The sequence below is a fragment of the Pseudoalteromonas rubra genome (assembly GCF_000238295.3).
GTDB lineage: Bacteria > Pseudomonadota > Gammaproteobacteria > Enterobacterales > Alteromonadaceae > Pseudoalteromonas > Pseudoalteromonas rubra.
This window is the reverse complement of sequence record NZ_AHCD03000011.1, coordinates 1-928: the sequence shown is the minus strand read 5'-3', so window position 1 is coordinate 928 and position 928 is coordinate 1. Positions and strand designations below refer to the sequence as shown.

At 44.3% G+C, this 928-nt stretch carries 1 protein-coding gene; it reads left to right on the top strand.

Annotation, left to right across the window (positions count from 1 at the left end):
- Positions 1 to 106: 106 nt before the first annotated feature.
- The coding region (locus PRUB_RS00060) for an IS481 family transposase (protein ID WP_021032746.1) at positions 107 to 928 on the top strand (822 nt) is incomplete at its 3' end.

The window sequence follows — 928 nt, the reverse complement described above, 5'->3', positions numbered from 1 at the left end:
TGAATTAGTTCCGACTAGACCTGACATTTCGATTTGAAAAATTGAGAGTTACCCGTTTTGATAAAGGTGTCGAATCTTTGTTCAAAACAACTAAGGAGTAACTCTCATGTTACATACTAACAATCCAATCATTAAACACAAAGCTGGTTTGCTCAACCTGGCTGAAGAGCTTGGAAACGTATCTAAAGCCTGCAAAATGATGGGGGTTTCGCGAGATACATTTTATCGTTATCAAGAGCTCGTTGATGAAGGCGGTATTGATGCACTCATCGATAAATCGCGTAGAGCACCAAACCTGAAGAATCGCGTAGATGAAGAAACTGAAAAAGCAGTTTGCACCTACGCGCTTGAATTTCCGGCTCACGGGCAAGTCAGAGCCAGCAATGAGTTGAGAAAACAAGGCGTGTTTGTTTCTGCCAGTGGTGTGCGGTCAATTTGGTTGCGCCATGACTTGGAAAACTTTAAAAAACGTCTGAAAGCACTAGAGGCTAAAGTCGCGCAAGAAGGTATCATTCTCACAGAGTCCCAGGTAACAGCCCTTGAGAAGAAAAAACAGGACGATGAAGCCTGCGGCGAAATTGAAACTGAGCACCCCGGATACCTTGGTTCACAAGACACTTTTTATGTCGGAAACCTAAAGGGAGTTGGCCGTATATATCAGCAAACTTTTGTTGATACATATTGTAAAGTCGCTTTTGCAAAGCTCTACACCACTAAAACACCGATCACAGCAGCAGATCTACTGAATGATAGAGTTTTACCCTACTTCGAGCAGCATGAGCTGCCCATGTTAAGGATCCTCACAGACCGGGGAACTGAGTACTGCGGTAAGGTTGAGCACCATGACTACCAGCTTTACCTAGCGATCAACGACATAGACCATACTACAACCAAAGCGATGTCGCCGCAGACAAACGGTATCTGCGAA